Here is a 24943-nt window from a genome sequence, read left to right as displayed (position 1 = left end):
TGACAATAATTCGGCCGACTCGACGGCGAGAAGGAGACGCGACGACGATGTCAGCACCCACATACCGGCGCCGAGCCGCACTGCGCCTCGGGGCAGGTGCCATCGCCTCGATGGTCCTCAGCGGTTGTCTTTCGGCAGGCGGCGGTGTCGTGTCCAAGGACGGCAAGGTCACCCTGCGCCTGGCGACGACGCAGACCCGCGACGCGCCGGAGAACCTCGGGCTCTGGAAGCTGATCGAGCGCCTCGAGAAGGACGCGCCCTGGATCACGATCGACTACGTCGGTGGTCCCGAGACGATCGCTCCCAACGACGCTGCCGAGAACGTGCAGAGCGGAGCGCTCGATCTGGCGAGCGTGTCGAGTGCGTACTACACGCAGACCCTGCCGGAGGCCGAGGTGTTCGACCTGACACCCAACGCCCCCTCGGTCGACCGGGAGTCAGGGGCACTCGACGTCATCAACAACTGGCACGAGGAAGTGGGCCTGCGTGTACTGGGCGTGACCATCTCCGAGATGGCCTACATGTTGCACTTCGGCTCGCGCTGGACCGAGATCGACATCGCCGATCCCGACCTGACGGGCTGGCTGATGCGGGGCGGCCCCACGCAGCAGCCGATGCTGGAGGCGCTGGGCGCGGAGGTCGTGAACATGCCGGTCGGCGAGATCTACACGGCGATGGAGCGGGGGACGATCGACGGCTTCGCGGCAGGCAACAGCGGCATGTACGACCTCGGGATCGCCGAGCCCATCAAGGCCTCGTACATGGCGCCGTACCTGACGATCCGCTACCCGCTGCTCATGAACCTCCAGACCTGGCACAGCCTCGACGACCGTACGCGCCAGGCGCTCGACAAGGCGATGACCGAACTCGAGATCTCGCTGCCGGACATCTACCGGCCCGTCGTCGAGGACGAGTACGAACGCTGGGCAGGAGACGGCAAGGAGTTGCTGGAACCCACGGCAGCCGAAACCGAGCGGTTCCAGTCACGTGCCCGTGACATCGGGTGGGAACTCCTTGAACAACGCGCGCCCCGGGCCACCGAAGTCCGCGACTTCTACGAGGCACGATGAAGTCCGGCACGGTCGCGTCCGGCAAGGCCGACCGGGTACTGCGAGCCGCGACCACCGCGAGTGCCGTGATCGCCGGCGCGGGTCTGGTGTACATGGCGCTCGCGACGATCGCGGGAGTCGTGCTGCGGTACGTGTTCAGGGCTCCGAACAGGTTCCTGTTCGAGTCGACCGAGTTCGCGCTGCCGCTGACGGTCTTCTTCGCGCTCGGCGTGGTCGCGCTGAACGACCGCAACGTGCGGGTCGACCTGATCCCGAGTCGCTTCGTGCGCACCAACCACAAACTCGACGTCGCATCGCGGTTCGTGACCGCGGCGATCGCGGGCACGTTCGGCTGGTTCGCCGTCCAGTTGTTCGTCCGCGACCTCGGCACCGGCATCCGGATGGGGTCAACGTTCGGGCTTCCGAGGTGGATTCTGATGCTCGGTCTCACAGTCGGCCTCGTCCTGTTCGCGGTCAACGAATTCCGTACCGCGCTCGACCGGCTGCACTCCGGTGCCCCCGTCGGTGACGAGCGCGACGCCACCGCGAACGCGTCCGGGGAAGGGCGAGCATGATCGATCTCAGTCCAACGACGTGGCTCGCGATCTTCGTGGCGGGCCTGGGAATCCTGGTGCTCCTGCGCATCCCGGTCGCCGTCGCGTTGCTCGTGGTGTCGTCCGTCGGCGCGGTTCTGCTCTACGGATTCTCCCCTGGCATCGAGATGACCGTCGTGTCGATGGTCTCGGGGCTGGCGACCTTCACCCTGACGGCCATCCCGATGTTCATCCTCATGGGCGAGCTCCTGTTTCGCTCGGGCGTGGCCTTTTCCGCGATCGGGGCGGCCGAGCGCGGGCTCGCGCGATTGCCCGGCAGGCTCGCGTTCCTTTCCGTCGGCATGGGCGCCGTGCTCGGGGTGCTCTCCGGCTCGGTGATGGCCTCGACCGCGATGCTCGCCGGCACGCTCGTACCCGAGATGGAACGGCGGGGGTACTCGCGCCGCCTCGCGGTCGGCTCGGTGCTCGGTTCGGGCGGGCTCGCGGTGGTGCTCCCGCCCAGCACGATCGTCATCGTGTGGGGAGCCACGGCAGGCGTTCCGGTCGGACCACTGCTGATCGCCGGCATCATTCCGGGCATTCTCATGGCGCTCGGTTACGCGGTCGTGGTGGGGGCCTGGTCGGTCTTCTTCGGCGGTGCCGAACGGCCCGCCGTGCTCGGCACGCGCACGGCACACGCGGCCAAGGAGCGGAGGAAACACGCCGGCTCGGGCGCCCTGGGCGCGGGTACCTCCACGGCAACCGAGGCCCCTGCCGTGATTCCGAAGGGGCCGGCGGGCGCCTCGGACGATCAGCGCGGCTCGTTGCTCAACCTGGTCGCGCTGGTCGGGATGATCGCCGGCGTGCTCGCGCTCATCCTGTTCGGGATCGCGACGCCGACCGAGGCCGCGGCTGTCGCGGTCGGCCTGACGGCCGTGATTCTCGTCGTGCAGCGCCGGTTGACCCGCGAGGTCGTTGTCGCGGCACTGAAGCACACCTTGCTCGCGACGGGGATGGTGTTCCTCATCATCGCCGCGGCCACGATCTACGGCAGGGTCATGGCGGGAAGCGGCACCGTGACGGCATTCGTGGACGGGATCACCGGCATCACGGGCAATCCGACCGTGCTGCTGGTCATCATGCTCGCGATCGTGATCATCCTCGGGCTCTTCCTCGAGTCGATCGCGATCGTGCTCCTGACGATCCCGCTGTTCATGCCGATCGTGCACATCGCCGGATTCGATCCGATCTGGTTCGGCATACTGATGATCATCGCGATCCAGATCGGCACCGTGACGCCGCCGTTCGGGATGTCGCTGTTCGTCATGCGCCAGTACGCGCCGAAGTCCATGCCGATGTCGGAGATCTACAAGGCAGCGGTCCCGTTCGTCCTTTCCGATCTCGCCGTCATCTCCTTGCTGGCATTCACCCCCGCAATCGTGACCTCGCTCCCGTCACTCGTGTGAGTCACCCGAACTATCGCTGTGGAGAGTCGAAGTATGACCGTCGAAACAGGCAAGCTGGCCTACATGACCGAGCCCGGCAGGCTCGAACTGCGGGAGTTTCCCGTTCCCGAGCCAGGGCCCGGAGCACTGGTGATGCGCACGACCCGCGCGAACGTCTGTGGCTCCGAACTGCACATCTGGAACGGCAAGCACCCGGTGAAGCGCTCCGGCGGGATCGGCCACGAGATGACCGGAGTGGTCGCGGCGCTCGGCGAAGGTACCGACCGGGACAACGCGGGAGCCCCGCTCGCGGTCGGTGACCGGATCGCCGTCGTCTATTTCCAGGCGTGCGAGCGCTGCTTTCACTGCGTCCGCGGCGAGTGGAACCTGTGCGACAACGCCTACGAGCACTACGCCAAGCAACCCACCGAATGGCCTCACTTCCACACCTCGTTCGCCACGCACTACTACGCGACACCACGACAGCACGTCTACCGTGTGCCGGACCGCGTGCCCGACTCTGTCGCGGCCGCGGCGAACTGTGCACTGAGCCAGGTGATGTACGGAATCGACCAGGCTTGCTTCGGCCCAGGCCAGACGATCCTCATCCAGGGCGCGGGCGGGCTCGGCCTCTACGCCACCGCGGTCGCGGCGACACGCGGCATCCGGACCATCGTCGTCGACGGTGTGCCCGCGCGCCTTGAGCAGGCCCGGCGGTTCGGGGCGGACCACACGCTCGACATCAGCGCGATGCCGGATGCCGACGAGCGGCGTGCCTGGGTCCACGACCTCACCGAACAGCACGGTCCTGACGGCATGATCGAGGTGACGGGCGTTCCAGCCGCGTTCGCCGAGGGGCTCTCCCTGATCAGGCGGGGCGGAACCTACCTCGTCATGGGCAACCTCTCGCCCGGCTCCGTCGTCGACTACGACCCGGGCCTCGCCACCCGTCGTGCTCTGCGCGTCCTGCACGTCGACCGATATGCGCCGTACTACCTCAAGCAGGCGCTCGACTTCCTCGCCGAGCAGGGCGGCCGGTTCCCGTTCGACGGGCTCGTCGACGCGGAGTTCCCGCTCGAACGCATCGTCGATGCTCTTGACGCGTCGGCGCGACGCGAGGTCACGCGCGCCTCGATCGTCGTGTCGTAGCGCAGGGGCACCGTCACCGGCTCGAGTTCGCGCACTGGTCAATTCGAATCCGCAGGGAGAACTCACGGCCATGCGGGACGGCCGCTGAGCCGAGCAACGAGTTCGATCGGCCTTGGCTGCGGCGTTGTGCGGGTGCACGAGTACGCGGCCAGACCCCCGGACTTCTTCGAGCGTGCATGAGCGGCAGGCAGGTGCCAAGGTGGCGGCAAGGCGGCGATGCCGTCCCGCCCGGTGGGGCGCTCGCACGATTCGCCGTCGCCTGGCCGGGTCACGCCGCGGAAGAGCACCGCGGCCCGACCCCTTTCCCCAGACGTCGGCGCTACCCGAGCGCGCCCCGGCCGGACCGTCAGGCTGCGGGCTCCTCCTGGAGGGCACGTACTTCGATCCTGCTTCGCAGTGCCCTCGATGCCTGCTTGGTCCATTCGATCGCGACGTCGTCGTTCTCGGCCTCGATGATCCAGAAGCCACCGAGGTACTCATCGGCCTCGACGAACGGGCCCGGTGTGAGTACGGGGCTGTCTCCCGAGTAGTCCACCGTGGTCGCGCTCGACGGTGGCTGCAGGCCTCCAGCGGTCACGAACGCGCCGGCCTCCTGAATGGCGGTGTTGAACGCACCGACCGCGGCCATGACCTCCTGCAGCTCGGCGGGGTCCATGTCCTCCATCGTCGGCTCCTCGGCGGAGTCGTGCGGGAGGCTCAGGAAGTACTTCGTCATTGTCGTCTCCTCGTCGTAGGGCCGACGGCCGCTGTCTGGACACCCGAAACGCTAGGCGGAGCTCACCGCTGACGAATCAGTCATCGTGACTGGTGTCCGGGAAACCGACGACCGGCGTCGGCCACTAGTCGAGGTGGGTCAGCTCGGTGCGCCCGGTGACGCCGAGCTTCGGGTATGCCTTGTAGAGGTGGTGGCCGACGGTCCGTGGGCTGAGGAAGAGCTGTGCGGCGATCTCCTTGTTGGTGTGACCGGCGGCGGCCAGCCGTACGACCTGCAGCTCCTGCGGGGTCAACAGGGTGAGCGGACCGCTGCGCTGAGGCTCATCGCCCCGCTCGCCGAAGGCCGCCAGCTCGCCGCGCGCACGCTCGGCCCAGAGCTGTGCGCCGAGGCGCTCGAACGCGGACACCGCCGCGGCGAGATGGCCGCGGGCCTCGGCACGGCGACGACGGCGCCGCAGCCACTCGCCGTAGACCAGCTGGGTGCGGGCGCGCTCGTAGGGGCCGCCGTGCCGCTCGTGCAGTCGCAGCGCCTCGGCGTACAGCGCGTCGGCGTCTTCATCGTCGGCCAGCAAGGCCCGGCACCGCAGGACGAGCCCGGTGGCGACCGGGCGGTCGACGTGCTCAGCCCAGTGCCGGAACGCCGCGAGCGGTCCGTGGGCGCGATCCGGCATGCCGCCGCGCGCGGCGGCTTCCACCAGATCCGGCACCGCCCGCACCAGGAGGTCGCGGCTCGCAGGTCCCCGGGACACTTGCTCGAGCCGGTCGAACGCGTCCCCGAACCGCCGGGCGGAGAGGTCGAGCATCCCGAGGCCCCACGCCGCGATCTCGGCATTGACCCGGTGCCGGGTCCGGGCTCGCGGGAGCACCTCCTCGGCGAGAGCACGGCAGCGTGCCTCGTCACCCGAAACGGCGTGCAACCACACCTCCACCGACCGGTGGGCCAGGTGCTCGGTCGTGTTCCCGAGTTCGTCGCTCACGGAAACGCCTTCCGCCACACACGCGAGGGCGTCCGCGAACTCGCCGCGCAACAGCCGCGCCACGGCAAGCACGTTCAGGGTGTACGGGACCCACCCCAGCGCCCCGGTAGCCCGCACCACGGCCAGCATGTCCTCGGTCCCGGCGATGACACTGTCGTCGTCAGCGATCATGAGCCCGCCGAACCCGGCGGTGATGCGATGCATCAGGTCGTGCCCGCCACCGCGTGTGGTGGTGTGGAGATCGCGCATCGGGCCGACGGCCAGCTCCGGACGTCCGGCGAAAAGCTCCGCCCACCCGAGCAGGGCGTCGACAACGGGTGCCCAGTGCTCCGGTGGGGTGAACCCGCGCATCAGATCCGCCGCACGCTGCAGGAGGTCGTGCGCCGCCCCGTGCCGGGCGGCGTGCACGGCCTCGTAGAGCGTGAGCGCGGCGCGTTCCGGATCGGTGTCGCGCACCAACGCGGCGGCCTCGAGCGTCAGCTCCGCGTCGGCCCGAGGGGAGGTGCGTTCGTACTCCACGGCACCACGCGTGTAGATGGCATCGGTCCGGACGCCGGTGTCGGCGGTGAGCGCGAGCGCTTCGGCCGCCAGCCGGGCGGCGCGGTCGGCCTTGCCCGCGTCGAACGCGGCCTGGCTGGCCCGGGCGATACGCCGGGCCTTCAGCTCCCGGTCGGCACTGAGTCGACCGGCGCGTTCGTAGGCAGCGCAGACCGCCATCGTGTCGCCTCGGTGCCAGGCCCGCTCCGCCACGCCTTCGAGTTCGACGGCCACCGCCTCGTCGGGTTTGGTGGTGGCAGCTGCGAGGTGCCAGGCCCGGCGGTCGGCATCGGCGTCCGCGCGCAGCGCCTCGGCGTACGCGCGATGTACCTCGATCCGCCGGTGCAGCGGCGCGTCCTGGTAGGCGGCTGCCCGTACCAGGGGGTGTCGGAACGTGATCCGGCTGTCGATCCGGACCAGCCGGTCACGTTCGGCGGGCTCCAGGTCGCCGGCGGCACCCCCGAGGGATTCGATCACGTGCAGGACCGTCGACAGGGGCGCCGCCGTGTCGGCCGCCGCCACCAGAAGGGCACGTTGGGTGGGTCCGGAAAGCTCCACGATCTGGTGGCGGAACGCCTCCTGCACGCGGCGGGTCACCGGCAGCGGGCCGACCTGCTCGGCCGGGTCGGACTCGTCGACATCGCGGGCCGCGAGCCGCGACAACCCGAGCTCGATGATCGCCAGGGGATTGCCGCCGGACTCCGCGAGAACCCTGGTGCGCGCCCGCTCGGCGAGTTCCGGCGCGTGGTCGTCGAGCAGCAGGGCGGCATCGGGAGCGCCGAGGCCGGACAGATCCACGACCTCGACGCCCGCGATCACGAACGGCACGGACGTCTCGCGCACCGCGAACAGCATCGCGATCGGATCGGCGACGAAGCGGCGGGCCGCGAACAACAGCGCCTCCACCGACCCCTGGTCGAGCCATTGCAGGTCATCGACGACGCACAGCAGCGGGGCGTCCTCGGCCAGATCGGCGAGCAACGACAGCGTGCCGGCGGAGATCAGGAACCGGTTGGCTTCGTCTCCCTCTGACAGCCCGAAAGCACAACGCAGTGCCCTGGCCTGGGGAGCGGGGAGGGCGTCCAACCGATCCAAGTGAGGAAACAAGAGCTGGTGCAGGCCGCCGTACGCCAGCTCGGAGTCGGACTCGACTCCCGCCCCGCGGATCACGTGCATGCCGCCCTCGGCTTCGGCGAGGGACACCGCGTAATCGAGAAGAACCGACTTCCCCATGCCCGCCGCGCCCCGCAGCCCCAGCGCGCCGCTGCCTTCGTCGCGCGCATGTGTCAGCAGGCGTTGAATCCGCGCTAGCTCGACGTCCCTTCCCACCAGCGACATGCGGTCACCCTAGTACTGCAGTGGTAGACCGTGATCTTGGCTGATGAGGGTGCAAAGGGCGTCCGCTTCGTTGATCACCGAGTTGATCGTCTTGGTCGATGATCGATCTAACGGTGAACCCTTCTCCTCAACCAACGGTACGCCCGACCCAGCCGCCATCCGCGCGAAGTGGGCTGCTCAGAACCGTGAAACATGGGCCAGTCGCTGCGCACGTGCCAAGATCCACGTCTCGGTCCGGAAAAGCCTGTCCTGCGTCTTCTGCGTGCTGGCCGGCGCACAGGTCGATGATCCGGTCCCCGAGGTCCGAAGCCGAGCGCGCCAGTGGCCGAGGACGAACGTGCGTTCGGCCTCGGTGAGGTCGAGGGTGAGGTCGATGAGCTGGCACGCCGGTGTGCGCGCCGGGCTCCTGTTCGTGGGTCAGCGTGGCCACGCCCTAGCTTGAGTTTTCACGTCTGGGGTGTGGGGCCAACCTCAGTTGATCATGGATGAAGCCCTTGGTTGATCATTCTTCTTGCGACAGAAAGACGATCAGACCAAGGGCTTCAGTTGATCAGTGTGCACGACTTGGGCGCGGGCAGCGTGTCCGGGGAGCTCGTCCGGTTCCGACACGAGTTCTATCGATCTCTGTCCCGCCGGGCGGATGCGTTGTTCGAGCTGACCGACGCCGTGTTGTGTGCCGAGGGGCCGGTCCGGTCGCTGCCGGAGTTATCCCTGCTCGCGGAGCATCGCCGAAGTCATGGTGGGCTCTATGCGGGCCTGGCGCACGGCCGGATCGATGTCGATCGGCTCCGCGACGCCATCCTGGCCGGGCCGCTGCCGCGAGCGGCCGACGGCCGACTGGTACTGGCCGTGGACATCACCTGCTGGTTTCGGCCCGAGGCACACACCGCACCCGACCGGGTCATGTGCCATGCCTACGGCCGCAACCGGAACCAGCATCTGGCGATTCCCGGCTGGCCCTACTCGGTCGTGGCCGCGCTGGAAACCGGCCGCAGCTCCTGGACCGCGCCCTTGGACATCCAACGCCTGGTGCCCGGAGCCGACACCGCCACGGTCACCGCCGAACAACTCCGCCGGGTCGTGACCGGGCTGATCGCCCGCGGGCACTGGCAGCCCGGTGATCGCGAGATCCTGATCGTGGCCGACGCCGGCTACGACGGACCACGCCTGGCCTTCCAGCTGGCTGACCTGCCCGTGGCGGCGCTGGTGCGGATGCGCTCGGACCGGGTCCTGCGCCGCTCGGCCCCGCCACCCACCCCGCACACGGTGGGCCGGCCGCGCCGTCACGGCAGCGAGTTCGGACGCGCCCAGCTGGACTTCGCTGGTTAACCGTCATGCTCCGATTGCCGAGCTTGGCAGCGGTCTGAACCCCACCCCTGCGTGGTGGATAGGTGTCCTGTTCGTGTGTGGCCGCCAGAGTTGGGTGAACCGGCGACCGATGCTGAGCCGGTGGCGGGCCGATTCCTATGGTTCTTCGGGTATGCCCAGGCGTTGTGTCGGTCGCCCGGTCTCATCAGGCCGGGAAGTCCGCGAGCGCACGGGCCCGCCCGTCGAGTCCTCAGCCGGCCTCGCCGTTCCGAGATCAGTCCTCGCTGTGAACCAGACCGATCCGGTAGGCCAGGACGACCGCCTGCACGCGGTCCCGTAAGCCGAGTTTGGTGAGGATTCGGGATACGTAGGTCTTCACGGTCTCGACGGAGATGACCAGCTTCTCGGCGATCTCGGCGTTGGCGAGGCCGGCAGAGAGCTGTTCGAGAACCTCCAGCTCGCGGCGGGTGAGCGTCCGCACGACGTGGTCCCGTTCCGGATGGGAGGTGTCGGTGGGGCTCAGGCGTTCGGCGAAGCGGCCGATCAGGCTTCGGGTGACCGCGGGCGCGAGTAGGGACTCGCCGCGGGCGATCGTGCGGATGCCGTCGACCAGTTGAGGAGGTGGTGTGTCCTTGAGCAGGAACCCGCTGGCGCCGGCGCGAAGTGCGTCGTAGACGTACGCGTCGACGTTGAAGGTGGTGACGACCAACACCTTCGGGGGTGTCTCGACGCCGGGACCGGCAATCCGCCGGGTCGCCTCGATGCCGTCCAGAATCGGCATGCGGACGTCCATCACGACCACGTCGGGGCGCATCCGCAATGCCAGCTCCACCGCCTCGCGGCCGTCCGCTGCCTCACCGACGACCGTCATGTCGGGCTGTGTCGAGAAAATGGTGACGTACCCGGTGCGCACCAACGCCTGGTCCTCGCAGATCAGGATGCGGATCGACTCGGTCATCCGGCAGTGCCCGACGGGATCAGGGCATGGACGCGGAAGCCACCGTCCGCGCGAGGACCGGCCACCAGGTCGCCGTCGAGCATCCGCACCCGTTCCCGCAGCCCGGTCAGACCTCGTCCCCCCGACGGCGCGACCGGTGTGTCGGCGGCGGGGCCCGTGGTGGTCACCTCGATCTCGACGTGCTCCTCGCCGTGTCGGACCAGGACCGTGGTCGGTCGTCCGGTCGCGTACTTGATGGCGTTGGTGAGCGCTTCCTGCACCACCCGGTAGGCGGCCAGTTCCACGTCGACGGACTGCGGCCGGACGACACCATGCTCGGTCAGTTCGACGGGCTGCCCCGACATCGAGGCTTGCTCGACCAGGTCGCCCACCCTGCCCATGGTCGGTGTTCTGGCCGGGGTCGGGGAGTCGCCAGTCGCCTCGAGCACATCGAGCAGGGCCCGCAGCTCGGTCAGCGCCCGGCGTCCGGTCTCGCTGATGGCGGTCAGCCCTCCTTCGGCGCGCGCCGGTGCGGTGCCGAGCACGAACTGTGCCGCGTCGGCCTGGACCACCATCGCCGTCACGTGATGGGTGACCACGTCGTGGAGGTCCCGAGCGATTCGCGCCCGCTCGGCAGCTGCGGCCATCTCCGCGGCCAGTCGTTCGCGCTCGGCTCCTTCGGCGCGCCACCTGCGCACACCGCTGCCTGCCAACCAGACCACCGCCATCATCAGGTAGAACGCGAAATAGTCGAGAAACCGCTGCGGTGACCCCAGTTCGTGCAACACGACCGCGAGCACCGCGTAACTCGCCGTGAGCACCACACCCACTCCCAGACGGGACCGGGCGAGATGTGCGCCGGCGGCATACAAGGCCAGGAGGAATCCGACCTTTCCGAACGTGTTCGGGTAGCCCAGCACCTGACTGACCGCGAACGCACCGCTGGTGATCAGGACGCACGCGGCCGGCCGCCGGGTCCGTACCGCCAGCGGCAGACACAGCGCCAGAGTCAGCACCAACCCGATCGCGGTGCCGGAGGTGCCGAGGAATAGTGGGGGGAGATCGCCGATCTCCGGTGCGATGTGGGCCACGGTGGGGACGAAGGCCAGTGCCGCGATTCCCGCCGCCAACGCGATGTCCTGCAACGGAATCGGGCGATCGCGCCACCTGACCATGGAACGGATGGCTGCCGCGTCAACGAGCACCCGGCGGAGTCTAGCGTCGGCGCCGAGTCACCAGGTTCCCGCGCCTGCGCGCGACGATGAGCATGGGCGTGGCGAGCAGCAGGCTCACGATGATGGGGGCGATCGACGCCTCGATGCCGAACTCACCCCCGGTCAACAGGTCCGGGCCGGTCGGGTGTGTGGTCAGCACCCCGGCGACCTCATGGCCCGAGACAGGGATGCCGAGCAACGACACGCACGTGTTCCACGCGAAGTGCAGGCCGACTACCAACCAGAGGTTGCGCCGCCACAGGAACGCCGCACCGAGCAGCACCCCTGCTTCGACGGCGATCGCGAACGAGCTCCACACCGTGGCGCTCGGGTTGGCCAGGTGCAGGAGCCCGAACAGCGCTGCGGTGATCGCCAGCGCCATCCAGCTACCCCACAGCCTTTCCAGCGCCTGGAACGCCAGACCGCGGAAAACCAGCTCTTCGGTCACCGCTGCCCCGAGTTGTATCGCGACCATGCTCGCCACGATCGCCGTGACGTCGCCGGACGCCGGGGCGAACGAGAACTCCGTGATCACCATGAGCACCGAGGCGGCGATCATCACGACACCGAGTACGGTGCCGATCACCGCGTGGGACACCGCCCGCCTCGGCGCGATCTCGGGCATGCTCCGCCCCGCCCCGTAACGCATGACCGCCCAGTAGACCGCAACCGCGGCCACCGCCCCGACGACGGCCAGCACCGGAGGCCCGCCCGAGGTCAGCGCCGACACTCCGACGATGCCGACGATGCCGACCAGCATCCACCCGAGCGGTGACCGCGAGACGCGGCCGAATCGCCCCGTCTCGTGATCCGTGCGTGCGACAGCTTCCACCGATGACCTCCTGTTGACCATCGCCACCTGGTCGGTGACCTGGTGAAGGCTATGAGCGCTCGGCCGTCGCGGAATCCCCGCCGAGGCGACGATTCGGATAGCTCTCACGGGGGACCCCGGCCCGCGAAACTGTGCACACCGAGGGCTACGTGGCGGCCAGGCGTTCGAAACGCGCGCCGGCCTGATCCAGCCTGATCCGGCCTGATCCAGCCAACAGCCCAGCGGGACCTGTGTGCGACCAGGCGACCTCGCGATCTCGCGATCTCGCGACAAAGGGGGGCGACACGGCTGTTCGCCGCAGCGGTTGGTTGGCCGCGTTTGGTTGCTGAATCGGTGCGCTGCCTGGGTGTCCTGGACAGACCGGTCGGGCAGGGGCAGCCTGAAGTGGTGGATGACGGCGAGCGCGTTCGGGCGGTCGATCTGGCCATGCAGGTGGCGGGTCCGGTGTCGATCGCCCCGGCGTGCACGGCCAGTCAGGGGACGGGGTGGTTGAAACGGGTCACCGGCGAGTTCGACGTCGTGCTCGAGGCCGCCAACGACGCTGATGTCGTCACCGCGGCGGGGTCGGTGACCTGCCGTCATCGGCGCGGTCTTGCACGGCCATCGACTGACCATCGTCGCCGCACCCGCCCACAGTCAACTCACTGTGCGCGGGTCGCGGTGAAGAATGTGCCGGCGCGAGCCATCGATCGCGCAACTACCGACACTTGATCCTCTGGTGCGCGATGTTCGCGGAGTTCCTCGCGAGGTGGCAGGCCCGATGATGACCGCACGGCTGGCACACAACGACACTGGCGAGTTCGGCGGCATCGCCGGATGGGGTGTCGACCTGATGGATACGCTCGGGGTGCTGGGTCCTGCGATCTTGGTCGCGCTCGACAACGTGGTGCCGCCCATTCCCAGCGAGGTCGTGCTGCCGCTAGTGGGTTTCAGCGCGGCCGACGGCATGTTCTCCTTGGCCGAGGCGTTGTTGTGGACCACGGCGGGGTCGGTGCTCGGCGCGATCATTGTTTATTATCTCGGTCGGTTGCTCGGCCGCGAGCGCACCCGTCGGCTCATCTGCAAGCTACCGCTGGTCAAGCCCGCGGACTTTGACAAAGCCGACAGATGGTTCGCCAAGCATGGCACTAAGGCGGTGTTGCTGGGGCGAATGGTTCCCCTGGTGCGCAGTTTCGTGTCGCTGCCCGCCGGCATTCAGAGAATGCCGTTCTGGGTGTTTGCGTTGCTGACCGCGCTGGGCAGCTTGATCTGGAATTCCACGTTTGTCGTCCCTGGCTACGTTCTGGGTGTCAATTGGCATGTGGTGGAGGGGTTTGCGGGCGTGTTCCAGATCATCGTGGCTGTTTTCGCTGTCGCCGCGGTGGTTCTGTTCACGGTGATTCGTCTCCGTGCCCGCCGTCCCGGTAATCGTCGACGGCATGCCGGTGCTCAGGCAGACCCGAGGATGAGACGGGCGTAGTAGGGCATCTTCATCCTCAAACCGAGACTTGCAACAATGACCGATATGCCGGGAAACTGTGGGTGAGGGGAGTACTTCCTCAAGGACCCTGCCGGTCAGGACGAACGCAGCAGGGGCGTTCTCGGCGGGTCGCCCGTGAGCGGGTGAAGGAGACCTCGAACGAAAGACGTTCGTGGAGGTCTGTGTGCTCACAGGATTCGCTGGTTCCGGTGAATTACTCACCGCCGCACCCGTCGCCGAGACAATAGGTTCGCCGTGGTTGTGGGGTATCAGCATCGCCGTGTTGCTGGGCTTGTTGATCGCTGATTTCGTGATCACTCGCAAGCCGCACGAGGTGTCGATGAAGGAAGCCGTCGGCTGGTCGGTGTTCTATCTGGCGTTGCCGTTCGTGTTCGGTCTGTGGTTGTGGCTGGCGTTCAGCGGCGCACAGGCGACGGAGTTCGTCACGGGCTTCGTCGTGGAGAAGTCGTTGTCGGTGGACAACCTCTTCGTGTTCATGTTGATCCTGGCCGGCTTCGCCGTTCCGCTCGCCGTGCAGCAGCGTGTGCTGCTGTACGGGATCGTGGGCGCGCTGGTGTTGCGTGGCATCTTCATCGCGGCCGGTGCGGCGATGCTGCAGGCGGGAACGTGGGCGTTTCTCGTGTTCGGCCTGGTGCTGTTCGTCTCGGCGGTGAAGGTCTTGCACGAGGCCACCAGGGGTGGGCAGGGCGGCAAGGACGTCTCGGACATGCGGTCCGTGCGGCTGCTGCGCAAGGTGATGCCGGTGACCGATGACTACCACGGTACGAAGATGGTCGTCCGCCAAGCCGGACGGCGGGCTCTGACGCCGTTGATGCTCGTGGTGGTCGCGGTGTTCGCGACGGACATCGTGTTCGCCGTCGACTCCGTGCCCGCGGTGTACGGCATCACCGAGGATCCGTATCTGGTCTTCGTCACCAACGCCTTCGCTCTGCTCGGACTGCGTGCGCTGTACTTCGTGTTGCGGGCGGTGCTGGCGAGACTGGTGTATCTCAACCACGGTCTGGCGATCATTCTCGCGTTCATCGGCGTGAAGCTGGTGCTGCACTGGGCGCACACCGTCTGGCCGTCCGTGCCCACGATTCCGACGCCGATCTCGCTGGCGACGATCGTCGTCGTCCTCGCCGTGGTGACGGTCGCGAGCATGCGGCGAGTCCGCAAGGACGCCGAAGCACAGGCCAGGCGGACCTGACGAACAAGGAGCTGACGATGATGGTGGATTTCCTCATCGAGCTGGCATTGACCGTACTGCTTCTCGTGGCGGCGGCGATCACCTGTGGTTCCCTGGTGAACTTCCGACGTCACTGCTGAGCTACGAATCAACGCGTACGAGAGGTCACACACGTCGGTATCTACACCGCTTTCAGCGGTTTCTGTCCGTCGCTCGAGCGAACATGCCGACGCTGTTCACTATGGGTTGGCGTGCTGTCAATAGGTTCCAAGTGCTACCTCGCCCGCGTGATTTACCGCCGCCAGTGGCATACCGATCCCGGCTTGACATACGTAGGAGAGTCCATCGATCGGGTCACTGCGGTCCGTTGTGCGCGGCCGCGTGTACTTGCCGCTCGTTGGTAGCGTCCGGGTATCGAGAGGAGCCGCGTGAGCCCAACCAACGTTCCCGCCACGAGCATCGCCGCGCACCGCGCACTGGAGCAGGACCTGCGTGCCGCCATCGGCGGCGAGGTCCGGTTCGACGCGGGAAGTCGTGCCATGTGGTCGGCGGATGCGTCGAACTACCGGGGTGTCCCGATCGGCGTCATCGCCCCGCGCGATGCCGATGACGTCGAGGCCGCGATGGCGGTGTGCCGAAAACACGACGTCCCGGTACTCCCGGTGGGGGCGCGGACCTCGATCGCCGGTCAGGCGGTCAACACCGCGGTCGCGTTCGACTTCCGCACGCACATGGACCGGATCCTGTCGGTGGATCCAGACGCGCGGACGGCGACCGTGCTGCCCGGCGCTGTGTGCGACGCCGTGCGCGACGCCGGGAAGCCGCATGGGCTGACGTTCGGTCCGGACCCGTCGACACACAATCGGTGCTCGATCGGCGGGATGATCGGCAACAACGCCTGTGGGTCGCACTCGGTGGCGTGGGGCAAGACCGTCGACAACGTCCGGTCGCTGGAGGTGCTCACCTACCGCGGAGAGCGGATCACTCTCGGCGGCGAGGGCGTCGAGACCGGCGCGATCCCTGATGCTTTGCGGGCGCTCGGCGCCGAGATGGCCGCCGACATCCAGGCACACGTCCCCGAGCTCACCCGCCGCGTGTCGGGCTACAACCTCGACCAACTGGTGCCAGGCCAGGTGAACCTGGCGAAGGCGCTGGTGGGCACGGAGGGCACCTGCGCCACGATCCTGTCGGCGACGGTGGACCTGGTGGAGTCTCCACCGGCGCGAGCGTTGGCGGTGCTCGGCTTCCCTGACGCCTACACCGCCGCGGACAACGTCATGATCGTGCGGGCGCAGTCCCCGCTGACCATCGAGGGCATGGACGCCGGGCTGATCGCCGCGCTGCGAGCACTCCGTCCTGGCGAGACCACCAGCCGGATGCTGCCCGAGGGTGGCGGCTGGCTCTACGTCGAGACCGGCGGCGAGACCAGGGCCGCGGCCGAGGCCGCGGCCCGGGACGTCGCCACCGCGATGAAGCCGTACACCACGGGCTCGGTCGTCGTCTCGGATCCGAAACAGATGGGCGCTCTGTGGCGGGTGCGCGAGGAAGGCGCGGGGCTGCTCACCCGGTCCCCGGACGGCGGCGAGGCCTGGCCCGGATGGGAGGACGCTGCCGTCCCGCCCGAGCGTTTCGGCACCTATCTGCGCGAGTTCGACCGGGTCCTGGAGCGGCACGGCCGCAAAGGCATCTACTACGGTCACTTCGGTGACGGCTGTCTGCACGTCCGGATCGACTTCGACCTGATGACGAAGCCCGGTATCGCGAACTTCCGGGCCTTCATGACCGACGCTGCGGATCTCGTCGTCGAGCACGGCGGGTCGCTGTCCGGTGAGCACGGCGATGGTCAGGCCCGCGCAGAGCTGCTGCCGCGCATGTACCCGCCGGAGATCATCACCGGCTTCGAACGCTTCAAGCAGATCTGGGACCCGGACGAGAAGATGAACCCCGGCCGGGTGGTCCGTCCGGCGACGATGGACGAGAATCTGCGGGTCCAGCTGGGCATGCCGACCATGCCCGACAAGCCGAAGCTGGCCTTCGGCCACGATCAGGGTTCGTTTCACCGCGCTACCCGCCGATGCCTGGGCGTCGGCAAGTGCGCGATCGACACGGGCAGCGGAGTGATGTGTCCAAGCTGGAACGTCACCAAGGAGGAGAAGCACTCGACCCGCGGTCGCGCTCGCCTGCTGTTCGAGATGGCTCGCGGCGAGGTGATCACCGGCGGCTGGCAGTCCGATGAGGTCGCTGAGTCACTCGATTTGTGCTTGTCCTGCAAGGGCTGCAAGTCCGACTGTCCGGTCGGTGTCGACATGGCCGCGTACAAGACCGAGTTCCTCGCCCAGCGTTACCGCCGCAAACTCCGTCCTCGCGCTCACTACTCGATGGGTGCGCTGCCACGTTGGCTGCGGATCGTCGGTGCACTGCCCGCCGCCGCCGTCGATCGGCTCAACCGGCTGGCGCGAGTTCCCTTCCTGGCGAAGGTCGCCAAGAAGGCGGGCGGGATCGACGCCCGCCGGGCCATCCCGCCGATCGCTCGCGAGACCTACACCGCCCGCGCCGCGAAGGGTGCCCCGATGAGCCGGGTCCCCGACCTGGGAATCGAGCCGGGCAGTCGCGGCCCGTTGCTGCTGTGGACCGATACGTTCACCGATCACTTCGATCCGGCCATCGCTGCCGACGCCGTCGCCGTGCTCACCGCGCTCGGCTACCGGGTGGAACTGCCGCCTCGCACCGTCTGCTGTGGGCTGACCTGGACCTCGACCGGCCAGGTCGGCGCGGCGAGGCGGGTCCTTGCCCGCAGCCTGCGCGCGATCGGACCCGCGCTCGACGCCGGTGTCCCGGTGGTCGGACTGGAGCCGTCCTGCACGGCAGCGCTGCGCTCGGACGCCGCCGAGCTGCTCCCGGACGATCCTCGGGTGGAGCTGCTCGGCCGGCACGTGTCCACGTTCGCCGAGCTGTTGAACCGGCACACCGACGAGCTCTCCGCCGTCGCTGGGCAGGGAAACGGTGGCGCGTTGGTGCAGATTCATTGCCACCAGCACGCCGAGCTCGGTAGCGAGCCCGACCGTGCCGTGCTGGCCGCACTCGGAGTCGACGCGACAGTGCTCGACTCGGGCTGTTGTGGTCTGGCCGGAAACTTCGGTTTCGAGGACGGCCACTACGACGTCTCGATGGCGTGCGCCGAACGCGCCCTGCTGCCCGCCATCCGGGCCTCCGACGATTCGGTCGCGGTGCTCGCCGATGGGTACTCCTGCCGCACCCAGGTTCGCCAAGCAGGGGAGAGGGAGCCGGTGCACCTGGCCCAAATCGCCGCCCGCGCGCTGCGCCGGTGACACCAGCAGCCGCGGAGACCGGTCATCTCGGCCGAATGCCGGGAGCGGGTCCGCCACGGTGCTGATCGGTCAGGTGACCCGAATTCCGCGCTGTGCACAGTCGCCGAGGCCATCGACCACGCGTCGCTGACCGCGCTCATTGCCACCGTCGATGGGATCGGCGAGCCGGCGTGGCGTGGCGTCGCACCCATCGAGGTCGCTCCTGGCCCACATCGGCGTCCCCGGTGATCATCGCTGTCCCTGTCGGGTTCGGTGCGCGGGGACTGGCTCACTACAGCATCTGATCCTGGATGTTGGTGCGGTCGGTTGTGTGGATGTGCTGCTCTACCGTCCCGCCGTTGTCCGGGCCGGCGCCGTTGAGGTCTGGGTTTTCTGCCAGTGCATTCAAGATTTCCGTGTTCGTTGTCTCGATGTTGAAATTTGCGCGGGTGGCATCGGTGAGCCGGCATCCGGCTTCGTAGTATCGCGCGCACGTGGTCTGCAGGAAGGAAACGTATGTGTCGCGCGTGTCCTTCAGTTCCAGCAGCTTGCTGTCGGTGCTCGCGATGTCGCGCTGGAGTTCCTTGACCTTGTTGGTCCAGTCGAATCCCGCGTTGACGGCGTCTTCCCTGGCTTTTGCCAGGTTGTCCTTGACGCCGGTCACTATGCTGTGGATGTCGTCGGCGTATTCCATGCCGGAATGGTAGAAGTCCATCGCGTTGCCCACGACGACCGCTGCCGAGACCGCGACGCCTGCGCCTCCGCTGACGATGCCAACGCCGATGGCGGCCACGCTCAGGCCGGTCCATTGCCACATTTCGGTCTCGGAGTTGTCGGTGCTGACGGTCTGGCTCAACGTGTCCGTTGCCGTGCGAATGGCGCGAATGATGTTCTGGCGAGCGGAATCGATGACAACCGCGCGCGCCGCATAAAGGTTGATGAGGCTGTTGGCTATACCACGCTGGTTGTCCATGGTTGGGCGTGTGGACAGCCCGAAGTTTTCCCGGAACGCCTCGCCGGAAATCCCGGCCCACTTGCTGAAGCTGTTGATGTGGTTGACGTGGTCGGGGATTCCCGTAGGCGTTCCGATCGCATCCTCGTTGCCGAGAAAGCTGCTGGCACGATGGAGTTGATCGAATGCCGATGTCACGACGTCCAGGTTCTGTGTCTCGTACACAGGGATCTCGGACTCGACGTCCTTGCGGATCTGCCTCACCCATCGGGGGATGCTCTGGCGGACAGCATCGGGAGAGGACGGCGCTCCGGCTGCGGGGTTCTCGCGGTCCGGGTTCCACGGCACGCCGACCTCCCGCGCCTCCTTCTCGTACCTCTCCGTGAGTGCCCGCTCGAAGTCGGCCAGCGCCTGCTGGAGGTCCGCGACGTACTTCGTCGGGTCGGTGTGCTTGAGCGTCTTGTCGGTCATCGATGTTCATCCCCCAGCGCTTGACGTGCTCGCGTGTGATGCACCAACGACGTTCTCGTCGGCTCGAGGCACGGTCCAGGTCACGCCGCAGGCCATGCATGGCCGGTCGCGATCACCTGCGCAAACGCCGGTAATGAGCCGGAGGAGCGGCACCCGCTCACGTCACGTAAACGGGGGCTTCCAGCACAACAAGTTCCTCCTCGCCGACCTGACGACGCGCGCTCATGTCGAGGGAGACCTCACTGCGGTCTACGGCTACCTGACGAGTACTGGGTCGCCCGTGCATGGGCGCGACGCTCGGGTCACCACGATCCGGGCGGGAGCAACGAGCTGAGGAAGGAGCTCCGCCTGGCGTGCGTAGCCCGAGTCAGCCCACGCTCATCGGCGCGCCGATCTCTTTTCGCAACCTGGCCGGCAGCTCGGTTCGCCTGCTGATGTTCAGTTTGCGGTATGCCCGGGTGAGGTGCTGCTCCACTGTGCTGACCGTGATGTACAGCTTGCCCGCGATCTCGGTGTTCGTGTGGCCCTGGGCGGCAAGGCGCGCCACCCGCCATTCGGCCTCTGTCAGCGATCCGGCGCCGACCGTCGACTTCGGTATCCGTCTGGTGTGGACGGTCACGTCGTCCGCGGGTTGCGGGAGCAGTCGCTGGCACAGCGGTTCCGCCCTGAGTTCCTTCGCGATGAGTAACGCCCGGCGAACCGTCGACCTGGCCTGGCCGACTCGGTCGGCATCCCGGCGTGCCGCACTCAGGTCGGTCAGCACTTTGGCCAGTTCCAATCGGTCTCCGCAGCTCTGCAATACAGCTTCGGCCTCGCGGAGCAGTTTCTGGCGATGCCGAGGGTCGCTTGTCGCGGCCAGGACGCGCAGGGAGACGCCCCGGCTTCGTGACCGCGGCTGTTTGCACCGGGCGAGCTGCTCGGCGGCCAGCTTCTTCGCCGCGCTCCGCTGCCCCAATTGCAGGTAGGCCTCAGCGGCTGACGAACGCCACGGAACCAGGGCCGGCAGGTCCAGCCGCCATTCGGTCATGAGGTCGCCGCAGGCGCGGAAGTCGGCGATCGCCTCGTGGAACGCGTGAGTCGCCAGGTTGTACTGCCCGCGCGCGAAGCGGTACGGCAGTCCGGCCCTTGTGTGCAGCAGCCATGCCGGGAACGGCTGCTCGAGCAGGTCCGAGGCTTCCCCGTAACGGCCCATCGCTGTGAGTGCGAGCACGAGACTGCCCAAAGGACTGCCGATCGCCGTTCCCCAGCTCGATCCGGCCAGATACCGCAATGCGGCCTGCGCCCGGTACTCAGTGGTGCCGAGATCACCCTGGCGGAACGCGATCTCGGCTCCAGCCGCGTGCAGTAGCGCCTGCCATCCCGGCGCGTCTTGCTGTGAGGCCTCGTCCTGCAGCGTTTCGTACCACGGCACGGCCTTGTCGAAACGGTCGGAATAGACCAGCGCGTACAGCGAGGTACAGATCGCGTCGACCGTGTTGTCGGCGAGCCGAGTCGCTCGCAGAACCTGCTCGGCGGCCGTGATCACATCAGCGTCCGTGCCACGCGTGAATACCGCGTGAAGTGCTTCGGCGGCCCGGTGCCGGGGTTCCGCGCCGGCCGGCGCTGGCGACGCCGCAAAGCGAGTCGAAAGCCTGCCGAGGATGGAGGGAAACCAGAGAGCCAACGAGCGCCAAGCGGTGGTCGCTTCCTCAGACCATTCCGGATCGGCGGCACGTTTCTGCAACGCGGTGGCCACCTCGACCGCTTCCTCGGTGTACCCGTGCCACAGCAAGTGGCCCAGCAGCGAAGCCGCCCGCTCCGCGTCGAGCAGGCCGGATCGCATGGCCGATGTGAGTGCGTCAAGCCGTCGCAGCACCGCGGCCGGGTTGAGCCGCCATTCGATGTTCGCCACTCTGCCGAGCAAGCCGGCGCGGGCGCGTTCGTCGGTGCAGAGCACGCGAGCGTGCTCGAGGTAGCGGACCGCCTGCTGCGGCCGGTCGTCGCGGAGTGCTTGGTCGGCCGCTTGCTGGAGAACCGGCACGGCCCAGGGAGCCGCGGCATCGCCCGCCTCGACCAGGTGCTCGGCGACGACGCTCGGTTCGTGCCCACGGTGGTGCAGCAGCTGCGCCGCCGTGCGGTGCATCGTCGCCCGTTCCTTCTCACTGAGGCTCTTGATGATGGCGGCGCGGGCGTTCGGATGCCGGAACCTGGCCCCGGCCAGCAGACCGGCTTCGTCGAGCCGCTGCACGGCGCTGCTCGCGACCTGCGGTCCGAACTCGGTCAGCTCGCTGAGTATGCCGAGATCGGGACCGTCGCCGAGGACCGCGATCCCGTACGCGACTGTCCGGGCGATGTCGTCGCTGCGGTACAGGCAGCTGATGACCGCCTGCTCGAACGACTCGCCGACGGCCACGCCAGGCCTGTTATCCGGCTTCGCCGTTGTCCGCCCCGCGATGTTCTGATCCTCCAGCAGAGCCCGGACCAGCAATGGATTACCGCCGCTGACGGAGTGGACGCTGCTGGCGAGGGCGTCGGCCGCGCCTGTGCTCGTCCGCGCCGCGATCACCTCGGCCACTCCGGTCTCGCTCAGCGTGGTCAGCCGGATGCGATGCGAATGCAGCTGGCGCAACAGCTCTGCCTGGATCAGCGGATGGGGCTCGCGTACGGGTGTGGTCCGGCCGATGGCCAGCACCACGGGTGTCCAGCGGATCTTTCGCACGAGCAGGAGCAGGCACTGCAGAGAGGGGACATCCGCGTACTGAGCATCATCCACCACGAGCAGCAGGGGGTGCGTGGCCAGATCGGTGAGCAGCGAGCAGAGGGAGTGTGCCACGGCAGTGCTGACCTGTTGGACGTGTTCGGACGCGAGGTCGCCGTTGTGGATCCGCGCTCGCGCTTCGGCCAGCAGTTCGATCGCTCGCCGCCGTGTCTGCGTCGCCAAGGGGCAGTCGAGCAGCAACTGGCCGAACATCCCGAGCGGTGTGGTCTTGTCCGCGGGGAAGCACAGGGCGGTTGCCAGCGTGGCCCCCTGCTTGACCGCCTCGTCAGCGGCCGTGTTCAGCAGTTCGGTCTTTCCGGACGCGACCGGCCCGCTCACCACGACACCGCTACCGCGGTGTTGGCGAGCGTCATCCAGCAGTGATCTCAGTCTGGCCAGGTCGTCAGCGCGTTCGGCCAGGACCATGGTTGACGTCCTCCCCAGTACGAAAGTCGTAGCGACAGAACGCGAACGTGATGAATGGTGCGTCTGGGCCGAAGCTTCGCGGAAGCGACTCTATCGAGTGTGCTCGCCCAGAGTCGACTGTTCCGGCATTGAGGGCGGAATTGGACCAGTTATCGAACGTGTCCGGTGCGCCGATCGGCGGCGCCGGGCCAGCCGTTCGGAGCACTGACGTAGGAGACTCATAAGTCCACATTGGAGTTATCCACGAATTACCGATCTTTACCGGTCGTGCGATTTTCGAGGCAGGGGAGGTGCAACGTAGGGGCGTGTAGGGGGTGCGGGTCCTGTCGGCGAACGGTTAGCGTCGGCGTCCTCGCTGTGATCCGTGCCGACGTCCGGTCGCGGTGGGCTGCGGGTGTTCACCGTCTGCGAAGCCGTGTGCGCGGTTCAGGGGGGGCCATGTATCAGCGCGAGGTGGCAGAGGTCTACGAGTTGATTCACGGCTACCGGGGCAAGGACTGGGTAGACGAGGCTAAGACCGTGATAGCCGAGTCTGTGAGGCGGCAGCCCGCTGCGACGTCATTGCTGGATGTGGCCTGTGGCACCGGTGCGCACCTTGCGACGTTCAGTGAGTGCTTCGACGAGGTGCATGGGATGGACTGCGCCGAGCCGATGCTCGAACACGCTCGCCGGCGCCTCCCGGACGCCGTCATGCACCGTGCCGACATGCGTGACTTCGAGCTCGGCCGGCGTTTCGACGTGGTGTGCTGCCTGTTCGCGTCCATCGCGTATCTGCGGAACGTCGCCGAACTGAATGCCGCGGTCGCCGGCATGGTCCGACACCTGAATCCCGGCGGGGTCGTGGTGATCGAACCGTGGTTCTGTCCTGAGCAGGCTGTCGACGGCTACATCGCGGCCGATCTGTATCGCGAGGACGACGTCGCGATCGGGAGGTTCTCGCATTCCGTGCGGCGCGGCTCGTTCGTGCAGATGGATGTCCGATTCGTTCGCACTGACCGGGCCGGGATCGATGAGTTCTCGGAACGGCACGAACTGAGGCTCTTCGCCCTCGACGAGTATCTGGGGGCGCTGACTTCGGCCGGCTGCACGGTGGAACGCGTCGACGGCGTCTTGCCGAGAAGCGCATCCGGATTGCTGATCGGCGTTCGGGAGTGACGCGTCTGTTCGGCGGCCCGCGACGATTGTGGAGGAATCACCTTTTACCGCATTTCCATGTTGAGGCGTGCCTCGGACGCGAAGCGGTGGTCGTGTCAGAAGGCACGGGAAGGGGACGGTACGTGCATGAGTGGTGCGACCAGCGCGCCGTACGAAGACGGCTCACGGTGGTCCAATCTTGTATCCGCGGGCCGGGACGAGGGTAGGGCGTCGGAGTCAGTGAACGAGCCATCGGTACCGGGCCACTGGAGCGGGCCCACGAAAGTGCCTCTCGCCCGAATCTGCCCCGCCGACTCGCCTCGCTCCGAAGGAGTGGACGACGAGCATGCCCGCATGCTCGCCGAGTCCGCGGCCCCGCTGCCGCCTATTCTGCTGCACCGGCCCACGATGAAGGTCATCGACGGAATGCACCGGCTTCGTGCCGTGGGCCTTCGGGGTCACGACGAGATCCTCGTCCGGTACTTCGAGGGCTCCGAGGCCGAGGCTTTCGTGTGGGCGGTGCACACCAACATCGCGCACGGGCTGCCTTTGACTCGCGCGGATCGGGAAGCCGCCGCCGGACGCATCCTCCGGACGCATCCCGACTGGTCCGACCGGGCGATCGCCGCGACGAGCGGCCTCTCTCCCGCGACAGTGGGTGTGCTCCGGCACCGGTCAACCGGACAAATCAGTCAGTTGAACACCAGGGTGGGGCGCGACGGCCGGGTCCGGCCGCTCAACGCGGCCGAGGGCAGGCGGCGAGCCGGCGAGATCATCGCGAAGCATCCTGAGATATCGCTGCGAGAAGTGGCGCGCCTCGCCGGTGTCTCAGTGGGGACAGCGCGTGATGTGCGCGAACGCCTCCGGCGTGGCGATGATCCGGTTCCGGAGCGAGTCCGTGAACTCGCTCAGCGGCAGCATGGCGCCCGCGGCAAGTCGGCCCGGGCCCCTGTGCACATGGCGGAAGCCGAGCAGTCGATCGCCCTGCACAACCTCTGCCGGGACCCGTCCATCCGTTTCTCCGAAACCGGGCGTTCGCTGATCCGATGGCTCGGAGTGCACTCGGTCAGATCCGATGGTCTCGAGGACGTGGTCCGCGCGATCCCGCCGCACCTGACGGGCCTCATGGCCGAGCTGGCCCGCGCCTGTGCGGAGAAATGGATTTCGCTTGCCGAGGAACTGGACGAGAGGTCGGAGAACTCGGCCTGAACCAACCGATGTCGAGGCGTTCCGC

Annotated in this window: 18 protein-coding genes; 11 read left to right on the top strand and 7 right to left on the bottom strand. The window is 67.7% G+C overall.

The genetic code is table 11. The annotated features are described in order from the left end of the window. Positions 1-47: 47 nt before the first annotated feature. Genes dctP through JHE00_RS27070 form a run of 4 tightly spaced genes read left to right on the top strand, consistent with a single transcriptional unit; the run spans position 48 to position 4176 of the window. Positions 48-1070 (top strand): TRAP transporter substrate-binding protein DctP, encoded by a 1023-nt coding sequence (dctP, locus tag JHE00_RS27085; RefSeq protein ID WP_200323311.1) that lies wholly within the window; start codon positions 48-50, stop codon positions 1068-1070. Further along, positions 1067-1624: a TRAP transporter small permease gene (locus JHE00_RS27080; RefSeq protein WP_200323308.1), complete on the top strand. Its 558-nt coding sequence runs from the start codon at positions 1067-1069 to the stop codon at positions 1622-1624. Before dctP ends, JHE00_RS27080 begins: the two co-directional genes overlap by 4 nt. Further along, positions 1621-3048, top strand: a complete 1428-nt coding sequence (locus tag JHE00_RS27075; protein ID WP_200323306.1) for a TRAP transporter large permease — start codon at positions 1621-1623, stop codon at positions 3046-3048. The genes JHE00_RS27080 and JHE00_RS27075 overlap by 4 nt, the downstream gene beginning before the upstream one ends. A 33-nt stretch (positions 3049-3081) precedes the next feature. Then, positions 3082-4176 carry a zinc-binding dehydrogenase gene (locus JHE00_RS27070; protein ID WP_200323304.1) on the top strand — a complete coding sequence of 365 codons (1095 nt, stop codon included), beginning with the start codon at positions 3082-3084 and terminating at the stop codon, positions 4174-4176. Between the two features lie 346 nt (positions 4177-4522). Here JHE00_RS27070 and JHE00_RS27065 read toward each other — a convergent pair whose 3' ends face one another. Continuing rightward, positions 4523-4891, bottom strand: coding sequence for a YciI family protein (locus JHE00_RS27065; protein WP_200323302.1), 369 nt, complete (start codon positions 4889-4891; stop codon positions 4523-4525). 124 nt (positions 4892-5015) lie between these two features. Next, positions 5016-7742, bottom strand: coding sequence for a helix-turn-helix transcriptional regulator (locus JHE00_RS27060; protein ID WP_200323300.1), 2727 nt, complete (start codon positions 7740-7742; stop codon positions 5016-5018). A gap of 555 nt (positions 7743-8297) precedes the next feature. Between JHE00_RS27060 and JHE00_RS27055 the strand changes: the two genes are divergently transcribed. After that, positions 8298-9071 (top strand): transposase, encoded by a 774-nt coding sequence (locus JHE00_RS27055; RefSeq protein WP_307832135.1) that lies wholly within the window; start codon positions 8298-8300, stop codon positions 9069-9071. Positions 9072-9324: 253 nt separating this feature from the next. Here the strand turns inward: JHE00_RS27055 and JHE00_RS27050 are convergent, their stop codons facing one another. From JHE00_RS27050 to JHE00_RS27040, 3 genes are read right to left on the bottom strand one after another with little or no spacing between them, the layout of a single operon-like run. Further along, positions 9325-10008 carry a response regulator gene (locus JHE00_RS27050; RefSeq protein WP_200323298.1) on the bottom strand — a complete coding sequence of 228 codons (684 nt, stop codon included), beginning with the start codon at positions 10006-10008 and terminating at the stop codon, positions 9325-9327. Next, on the bottom strand, positions 10005-11192 hold the full coding sequence (locus tag JHE00_RS27045; protein ID WP_307832134.1) for a sensor histidine kinase: 1188 nt from the start codon (positions 11190-11192) through the stop codon (positions 10005-10007). The genes JHE00_RS27050 and JHE00_RS27045 overlap by 4 nt, the downstream gene beginning before the upstream one ends. Before the next feature lie 10 nt (positions 11193-11202). After that, positions 11203-12033, bottom strand: a complete 831-nt coding sequence (locus tag JHE00_RS27040) for a CPBP family intramembrane glutamic endopeptidase (RefSeq protein WP_307832133.1) — start codon at positions 12031-12033, stop codon at positions 11203-11205. 387 nt (positions 12034-12420) lie between these two features. Between JHE00_RS27040 and JHE00_RS27035 the strand changes: the two genes are divergently transcribed. The 4 genes from JHE00_RS27035 to JHE00_RS27020 all read left to right on the top strand — a co-directional run bounded on the left by JHE00_RS27035 (position 12421) and on the right by JHE00_RS27020 (position 18010). Further along, on the top strand, positions 12421-12744 hold the full coding sequence (locus tag JHE00_RS27035) for a hypothetical protein (protein ID WP_200323294.1): 324 nt from the start codon (positions 12421-12423) through the stop codon (positions 12742-12744). A 52-nt stretch (positions 12745-12796) separates the two neighbouring features. Further along, entirely contained in the window at positions 12797-13492 is a 696-nt protein-coding gene (locus JHE00_RS27030) for a DedA family protein (protein ID WP_200323382.1), read from the top strand. 184 nt (positions 13493-13676) lie between these two features. After that, positions 13677-14702, top strand: a complete 1026-nt coding sequence (locus tag JHE00_RS27025; RefSeq protein ID WP_200323292.1) for a TerC/Alx family metal homeostasis membrane protein — start codon at positions 13677-13679, stop codon at positions 14700-14702. Positions 14703-15109: 407 nt separating this feature from the next. Continuing rightward, positions 15110-18010 (top strand): FAD-binding and (Fe-S)-binding domain-containing protein, encoded by a 2901-nt coding sequence (locus JHE00_RS27020; RefSeq protein ID WP_307832132.1) that lies wholly within the window; start codon positions 15110-15112, stop codon positions 18008-18010. 271 nt (positions 18011-18281) lie between these two features. Here JHE00_RS27020 and JHE00_RS27015 read toward each other — a convergent pair whose 3' ends face one another. Both JHE00_RS27015 and JHE00_RS27010 read right to left on the bottom strand, forming a co-directional pair. After that, positions 18282-19412, bottom strand: a complete 1131-nt coding sequence (locus JHE00_RS27015) for a hypothetical protein (protein WP_200323280.1) — start codon at positions 19410-19412, stop codon at positions 18282-18284. Between the two features lie 367 nt (positions 19413-19779). Continuing rightward, entirely contained in the window at positions 19780-22575 is a 2796-nt protein-coding gene (locus tag JHE00_RS27010) for an ATP-binding protein (protein WP_200323278.1), read from the bottom strand. A 438-nt stretch (positions 22576-23013) separates the two neighbouring features. Here JHE00_RS27010 and JHE00_RS27005 point away from each other — a divergent pair, with 438 nt between their 5' ends. Together JHE00_RS27005 and JHE00_RS27000 are read left to right on the top strand one after the other, a co-directional pair. Further along, a complete protein-coding gene (locus JHE00_RS27005) occupies positions 23014-23730 on the top strand; it encodes a class I SAM-dependent methyltransferase (protein ID WP_200323276.1) in 717 nt (238 codons plus the stop codon). A 333-nt stretch (positions 23731-24063) separates the two neighbouring features. After that, on the top strand, positions 24064-24918 hold the full coding sequence (locus tag JHE00_RS27000) for a ParB/RepB/Spo0J family partition protein (RefSeq protein ID WP_230425012.1): 855 nt from the start codon (positions 24064-24066) through the stop codon (positions 24916-24918). Positions 24919-24943 lie beyond the last annotated feature (25 nt).

This window comes from Prauserella cavernicola (assembly GCF_016595675.1).
GTDB classification, from domain to species: Bacteria; Actinomycetota; Actinomycetes; order Mycobacteriales; family Pseudonocardiaceae; genus Prauserella_A; species Prauserella_A cavernicola.
This window is presented reverse-complemented; position numbering and strand designations above follow the sequence as displayed.

What these genes read in the sequence shown, in the direction of transcription:
- dctP (WP_200323311.1), top strand. Translation starts at nt 48, where the DNA reads ATGTCAGCACCCACATACCGGCGCCGAGCCGCACTGCGCCTCGGGGCA.
- JHE00_RS27015 (WP_200323280.1), bottom strand. Translation starts at nt 19,412, where the DNA reads ATGACCGACAAGACGCTCAAGCACACCGACCCGACGAAGTACGTCGCG.
- JHE00_RS27000 (WP_230425012.1), top strand. Translation starts at nt 24,064, where the DNA reads ATGCTCGCCGAGTCCGCGGCCCCGCTGCCGCCTATTCTGCTGCACCGG.
- JHE00_RS27080 (WP_200323308.1), top strand. Translation starts at nt 1,067, where the DNA reads ATGAAGTCCGGCACGGTCGCGTCCGGCAAGGCCGACCGGGTACTGCGA.
- JHE00_RS27010 (WP_200323278.1), bottom strand. Translation starts at nt 22,575, where the DNA reads ATGGTCCTGGCCGAACGCGCTGACGACCTGGCCAGACTGAGATCACTG.
- JHE00_RS27070 (WP_200323304.1), top strand. Translation starts at nt 3,082, where the DNA reads ATGACCGTCGAAACAGGCAAGCTGGCCTACATGACCGAGCCCGGCAGG.
- JHE00_RS27005 (WP_200323276.1), top strand. Translation starts at nt 23,014, where the DNA reads ATGTATCAGCGCGAGGTGGCAGAGGTCTACGAGTTGATTCACGGCTAC.
- JHE00_RS27030 (WP_200323382.1), top strand. Translation starts at nt 12,797, where the DNA reads ATGACCGCACGGCTGGCACACAACGACACTGGCGAGTTCGGCGGCATC.
- JHE00_RS27075 (WP_200323306.1), top strand. Translation starts at nt 1,621, where the DNA reads ATGATCGATCTCAGTCCAACGACGTGGCTCGCGATCTTCGTGGCGGGC.
- JHE00_RS27065 (WP_200323302.1), bottom strand. Translation starts at nt 4,891, where the DNA reads ATGACGAAGTACTTCCTGAGCCTCCCGCACGACTCCGCCGAGGAGCCG.
- JHE00_RS27050 (WP_200323298.1), bottom strand. Translation starts at nt 10,008, where the DNA reads ATGACCGAGTCGATCCGCATCCTGATCTGCGAGGACCAGGCGTTGGTG.
- JHE00_RS27060 (WP_200323300.1), bottom strand. Translation starts at nt 7,742, where the DNA reads ATGTCGCTGGTGGGAAGGGACGTCGAGCTAGCGCGGATTCAACGCCTG.